The organism is Mesorhizobium sp. Root695 (genome assembly GCF_001428185.1).
Lineage (GTDB): Bacteria > Pseudomonadota > Alphaproteobacteria > Rhizobiales > Rhizobiaceae > Mesorhizobium.
The window spans coordinates 1-5,679 of sequence record NZ_LMHO01000037.1; the positions used below are offsets into that span (position 1 = coordinate 1).

Genomic DNA, 5,679 nt, shown 5'->3' on the forward strand with positions numbered 1-5,679 from the left:
AGCCACCGCATCAAGAAATGCGCTTGGAATGACGACTATCTCATCCAGGCAATCGCTCATATGCGATAGCCCTGCCCACGAGGGGGAGATCGGCAGCTTCGCCGGTCGGCGCCATCACGTCTCCGAATCTCAACACAAGGAACTTCACATGACAGATCTGGCAGACGCCGGGTCCGTGGCGGCGCGTGCGCAGCCGGCGGGCAACCCGGCACAGTCACCGGCAGGTGCGGACAACGGGTCCGCCGCGCCTGGCGCCAAAAGTTGGTTTGACGGTCTTTCCGAAGGCAACCGCAAGCTCGCTGAAACCAAGGGCTGGACCAAGCCTGAAAGCCTCGATCGGGTTTTCACATCCTATGCGGAGCTGGAGCGGCTGCAGGGTGAGAGCCTGCGTATTCCGGCGCCTGACGCATCGCGGGAAGACTGGGACAGGTTTCATGCCCGGTTGCCCGAGACCATGCGTCCGGTCACCTCGTCCGAGAAGGTCGAATACATCAGGCCAGAAGGCCTGCCGGAAAACTTCGCCTATTCGGACGAACTCGCCAATGCTTCCAAAGCCTGGGCGGTCGAGGCGGGTGCAAGCCCGAAGATCGCGCAGGCCTATCACGACAGGTTCGTCGGCTACATGGCCGAGCAGGCGGTGCGCCAGGAGATTGCACTGGCCCGTTCGGTGGAAGCCACCCATGACGACCTTGTCAGGGACTGGGGACCGACCGACAGCGACGGCTTTCGCCAGAAGCTGGAGGTCGCCAACCGGGCGATGAAGAAGCTCGGCCTGGTCGACGCCTACAAGGCGAAGGGCATCCTTCTGCCTGACGGGGCGCTGACCGATCCGCAGATCGCCAAGGCGTTCCAGGCGATCGGCGAGGCGATGTTCCGTGAAGACACGATCGACGGCGGTGCTTCTTTCAGCGGAGGCAATCCGTTCAAGCGCAACGCCGCCGGCGAACGCAACCTGACTGACATTTCAGCCCTCGTCAAAAGCGACCCCGCCCGCGCAAGGCGGCTGGCACGCGAGGCGGGAGAAAATCCCGATCTCTGGATGCCAAATAACCCCCTCTGACTTTGAGGGTTCACCGCCAAACCAAACCTGAAGGAAGAGAAAAATGGCAGATGTCTATACCCGTATCGCGGACGCAATCGTTCCGTCCGTCTATGCGCAATATGCTTTCGAGGAACATGTCCAGTCGCTCGAGGTCTACCAGGCCGGAATCCTGTTTTCCGACCCGGCCATCTCCTCGAAACTGTCGATGGGCGGCCGCTCCGTCGACATGCCCGGCTGGAAGGACCTCGGCAACGACCCGTCCGAGCCGGTCAATGACGATCCGACCGATTCCATCGAGATGAAGAAGATCGGCTCGCGCCGCGAGGTCGCCGCCCGCAATGTCCGCGCCCAGGCGTGGGGCGTTCCGGACCTGACCTCGATCCTGGCCGGCGACGATCCGCAGAAGCTGATCGTCAAGCGGCAGACCGAGTATTGGCAGCGCGCCAACAAGCTGACCCTGCTCGGCATCCTGAAAGGCGTCGTCGCCGACAACATCGCCAATGATGGCGGCGATCTAGTGCGCACCACCGGCGCTTCCATCGTCGACACCGACATCATCGAGGCCGCCTATCTGATGGGCGACCGCGCGGACAAGTTCAAGACGATCTGGATGCACTCCAAGCAGATGAAGGCGCTGAAGCTCGCCGACCTGATCGACTATGTGCCGTCTTCCGAACAGGGCGGGCCGCTGATCCCCTACTATATGGGGCTGCGGGCCGTGGTCGATGACGACATTCCGCAGGCCGCGGGCGTCTACACCGCCTTCATGTTCAAGGACAAGGCGATCCTGTGGAACGAGCTGCCGGTCAACACCGAAGGCGGCCCGCTGGAGTTCGACCGCAAGCCGCGCCAGGGTCATGGCGGCGGCGTCACGGAAATGGTCGGCCGCCGGCACTTCGTCCCGCATGTTCCCGGCACCCGCTTCCTCGACGCCTCGTCGGCCGGCGAATTCGCCACCGACGCGGAATTGGCGCTGGCGGCGAACTGGGACCGTACGGCGTCGAGCGTCAAGAACATGACGTTTATTGCGCTGAAGACCACCGAGGCCTGATTGAGGTGAGGGGCGAGGGCGGAGGCGGTGAGCTCGCCCTTCGCCTCTCTCGTTCTGACAGCATTCCTTCGCGCCCCCCTCTGTCCTGCCGGACATCTCCCCCACAAGTGGGTAGATCCGATGTTGCTGCCGCCTTCGCCAATCTCCGATGCTGCAAGAACAGCGCCAGCGCCTGAACTGCCAATCTCCCCACCCGTGGGGGAGATGTCCGGCAGGACAGAGGGGGGCGTCGTAGAGCGCGATCTTTGAATATCACCATCCAAATCTCCAAGCCGCTTCGCAGCGGCTTTTTTCATTTCCGGAGAAAAGTCATGACCCGACCCACATGGACGGAGGCCTGAGCCATGGCCATCACCCCGCTCGATATCGCCAACATGGCGCTCGCCGTGCTCGACGAGGCGCCGATCGACAGTCTCGATCAAGACGCCAAGGCGGCACGGCTCTTGAACCTGCATCTCGATCTCACCCGGGAAGCGGAGCTGACCAAATGTGCCTGGGTGTTCGCGATCCTGCGCGCCACGGTGGCGGGCGCGGATACCGGCAGCGATTGCGGCTTGACCTTTGCCTATGAGCTTCCGGCCGACTGCCTGCGGCCGCTGCCGCTGACCCACAATGGCGAACCGGACGGCGTGCCGATCTCCTGGCGGCAGGAGGCGGGGCTGATCTATTCCGACCGGTCCGGCCCGCTGACCCTCCGCTACGTCGCCAACCTCACTGATCCCAACGACTGGGACGCGCTGTTCACCGAGGTGCTGGTGGCCGCACTTGCCATCAAGGTGGCGCATCCGCTGACCCACAAGTCGGGCATGATCGACATTGCCCGCTCGGCCTATGACCGGGCGCTCGACGCCGCGCTCAACGCCAACGCCATCCAGCGCGGCGGCCGGCTCTACACCGCGTCCTGGGCCAGCCAGCGCGGCGACAACAGGATTGCGCGCTGATGACGACGCTCTATCCCGTCCAGGACGTCTTTACCCGCGGCGAAATCTCGCCGCGCCTGCACGCACGCGCCTCTCTCGACTTCTATCGGGCGGCGCTGTCGAAATGCGAAAACTTCGTCACCCTGCCGCATGGCGGCATCCGCAAGCGCGGCGGCACCTACTTCGCCGGCGAGGTGAAGATTTCAGCGAAGAAGACGCGGGCAATCCCGTTCATCTTCTCCGCCGACCAGGCCTATGCGCTCGAATTCGGCGACCAGTATATCCGGGTCTATGCCTATGGCGCACGCGTCGGCACGGTGGAGGTCGCTTCGCCTTATCTCGAGGCGGATCTGTTCGAACTGACCTATGTCCAGTCGGCCGACCAGATGTGGATCACGCATCGGAACTACCAGCCCAAGGTGTTGACGCGAACCGCGCACACCACATGGACGCTCGAAGATTTCGAATTTCTCGACGGTCCTTATGATCCGCTCAATGACACGGCAACGACGCTGACGCCATCCGATACCGGGCATCTCACACCGCAGATGACCAGCAATTCGGCGCCATCCGGCACTGCCTCCACAGGCAGCGGGAGCGCGGCGGCCTGGCAGATGTTCGACCGCGACAAGACGCAGGACATCGAAATTGCGAGCGGCGGCGACGGCTACATCCGATATCGCAACGCCGGCGGTGCGCAGCGCGTGATCCAGTTGGTGTTCAGCGGCGGCGGCGGCGACGATGCGGTCGGCAGCGTCTCCGCTGAACTTGCCATGCATATCGCCGCTTTCGATCAGACGCCGTTCGACCTCACCGCCTCGTCAATCGTCGGCATTAACGACGACACCGGCTTTCAGCCCTCGGATGTTGGTCGCACCATTCGCCTTCTCGGTGCCGATGGCATCTGGCGCTGGGCCAAGATCACCAGCCGCACGAGCACAACTGTCGTCAAGATCAGGCTGTATGGTCACGCCCTGCCGAACATGAATCCGATCACGCGTTGGCGGCTCGGCACGTTTGTCCCCGGAAAGTATGTGGAGAGCGGCTCACTCTACGAAGAGCGGCTGGCCTTCAGCCGGAAATTCTCCGTCTATGCCTCGGCCACTGGCGACTTCGATAATTTCGCGCTCGGCGAGAAGGACGACGACGCGCTGGAGTTCGTCCAGGCCGGCGGCGGCCAGGCCAACGACATTGTCTGGATCGCCGACAGCGATGGCGCGCTTTTGATCGGCACCTCCGGCGGCATCCGCGCGTTGTCGGGCTCGGGCATCGACGAGGCGCTGACACCGTCCTCCTTCAAGAACCGGCGTTCGCGCACCTTCGGCTGCGCCCGCATTCGCCCGGTCGATGCCGGCCAGTCGTTCCTCTATGTCACGCGCTCGCGCAAATCGATCGCCGAGCTGACGCAGACGGCGCAGAGCCGCTTTGCTTCGGACGATGTCGGCCAGATCTCCGAGCACATCCCCAAGCAAGGCGTGGTCGAGCTGGCCTTCCAGGCCGATCCCGACCCGCTGCTGTGGTTCCCGCTCGAGAATGGCGAGCTTGGCGGCTATACCCATCAGCCCAGCCAGGAAGTGCGCGGTATGCACCGGCATCGCCTGGGCGGCACCTTCAGTGGCTCCGACTGGGCCGTTGTCGAGAGCGCTGCGGTGACGCCCGGCCAGGACGGCAATGACGATCTCTGGCTGGTGGTCAAGCGTACCATCGGCGGTGTGACCAGGCGCTACATCGAGATCAAGACCGCGCCGTTCGAATATGGCGCCATCGCCGACGCCTTCGAGGTCGACTGCGGGTTGAGCTACACTGGTCTTGCGGTCACCACGGTGGGCGGAGCTATCCATCTCGCAGGCCAGTCCGTCGATGTTCTCGCCGACGGAAAAGTCTATCGCGGGCTGACCGTCAGCGGCGGCGGCACGGTGACGCTGCCTGATAGCTCGACCGCCGCCAAGTGGCAGCTCGGCCTGCCCTATGCGGCAGGCGCCGACACGCTGGAGCTCGATGTCGGCGGCCGCGACGGCTCCATCATCGGCCGGCGCAAGAAGGTGTCGAAGGTGATCCTGTCGCTGCTCGAGACCGACACCACGGGGCTCCAGGTGCAGTCCTTCATGCGCGGCCGTTGGGAGCCAGTGCGCATGCCCTCGATCGTCGCGCCCAATGGTCGGGCAACGCTGTTCACCGGCAATGTCGAGGTGCCGATCGATGACAGCTGGGAAGGGCAGGGCCGGGTGAGAATCCGCCACGTCAACCCGACGCCCTGCACGATTCGCGCGTTCACGCCGGTGTTTGACGCCGAGCCTTAGATAATCTCCCCCCTCGAGGGTGGGATGTCGCCGAAGGCGACAGAGGGGGTCGGTACGACGGGACGCGACCTCCTAGTTTAAAGAGGATGCCGGCGCCTCACGCGAGGCGCCAGCCTTCATCCGCCGCAGGAGGTCGCATCCGGTCGAACCGACCCCCTCTGGCCTGCCGGCTCTGGCCCTTCGCTGTCGCTTCGGGCGTTCGTCGTTCGGAAAGCCAAGCAGTTGGCTTTCCGTCCGCTGCGCGGACCACTCCTCACCCCCCTTGAAGCAGGGCTATCGCATATGAGCGATTGCCTGGATGAGATAGTCGTCATTCCAAGCGCATTTCTTGATGCGGTGGCTGATGGGGACTTTGTCGATGTCGGC

The 5,679-nt window shown here is 63.8% G+C and carries 4 protein-coding genes; all 4 read left to right on the forward strand.

The features are described from left to right. Positions 1-148 precede the first annotated feature (148 nt). The 4 genes from ASD99_RS25180 to ASD99_RS25195 all read left to right on the forward strand — a co-directional run bounded on the left by ASD99_RS25180 (position 149) and on the right by ASD99_RS25195 (position 5,313). Positions 149-1,060, forward strand: coding sequence for a hypothetical protein (locus ASD99_RS25180; protein WP_057145266.1), 912 nt, complete (start codon positions 149-151; stop codon positions 1,058-1,060). A 43-nt stretch (positions 1,061-1,103) separates the two neighbouring features. Continuing rightward, positions 1,104-2,093, forward strand: a complete 990-nt coding sequence (locus ASD99_RS25185; RefSeq protein WP_057145267.1) for a hypothetical protein — start codon at positions 1,104-1,106, stop codon at positions 2,091-2,093. Positions 2,094-2,437: 344 nt separating this feature from the next. Continuing rightward, positions 2,438-3,034, forward strand: coding sequence for a hypothetical protein (locus tag ASD99_RS25190; RefSeq protein ID WP_056592097.1), 597 nt, complete (start codon positions 2,438-2,440; stop codon positions 3,032-3,034). Next, positions 3,034-5,313, forward strand: coding sequence for a hypothetical protein (locus tag ASD99_RS25195; protein ID WP_057145268.1), 2,280 nt, complete (start codon positions 3,034-3,036; stop codon positions 5,311-5,313). The genes ASD99_RS25190 and ASD99_RS25195 overlap by 1 nt, the downstream gene beginning before the upstream one ends. Positions 5,314-5,679: the final 366 nt, after the last annotated feature.

What these genes read in the sequence shown, in the direction of transcription:
- ASD99_RS25185 (WP_057145267.1), top strand. Translation starts at nt 1,104, where the DNA reads ATGGCAGATGTCTATACCCGTATCGCGGACGCAATCGTTCCGTCCGTC.
- ASD99_RS25190 (WP_056592097.1), top strand. Translation starts at nt 2,438, where the DNA reads ATGGCCATCACCCCGCTCGATATCGCCAACATGGCGCTCGCCGTGCTC.
- ASD99_RS25195 (WP_057145268.1), top strand. Translation starts at nt 3,034, where the DNA reads ATGACGACGCTCTATCCCGTCCAGGACGTCTTTACCCGCGGCGAAATC.
- ASD99_RS25180 (WP_057145266.1), top strand. Translation starts at nt 149, where the DNA reads ATGACAGATCTGGCAGACGCCGGGTCCGTGGCGGCGCGTGCGCAGCCG.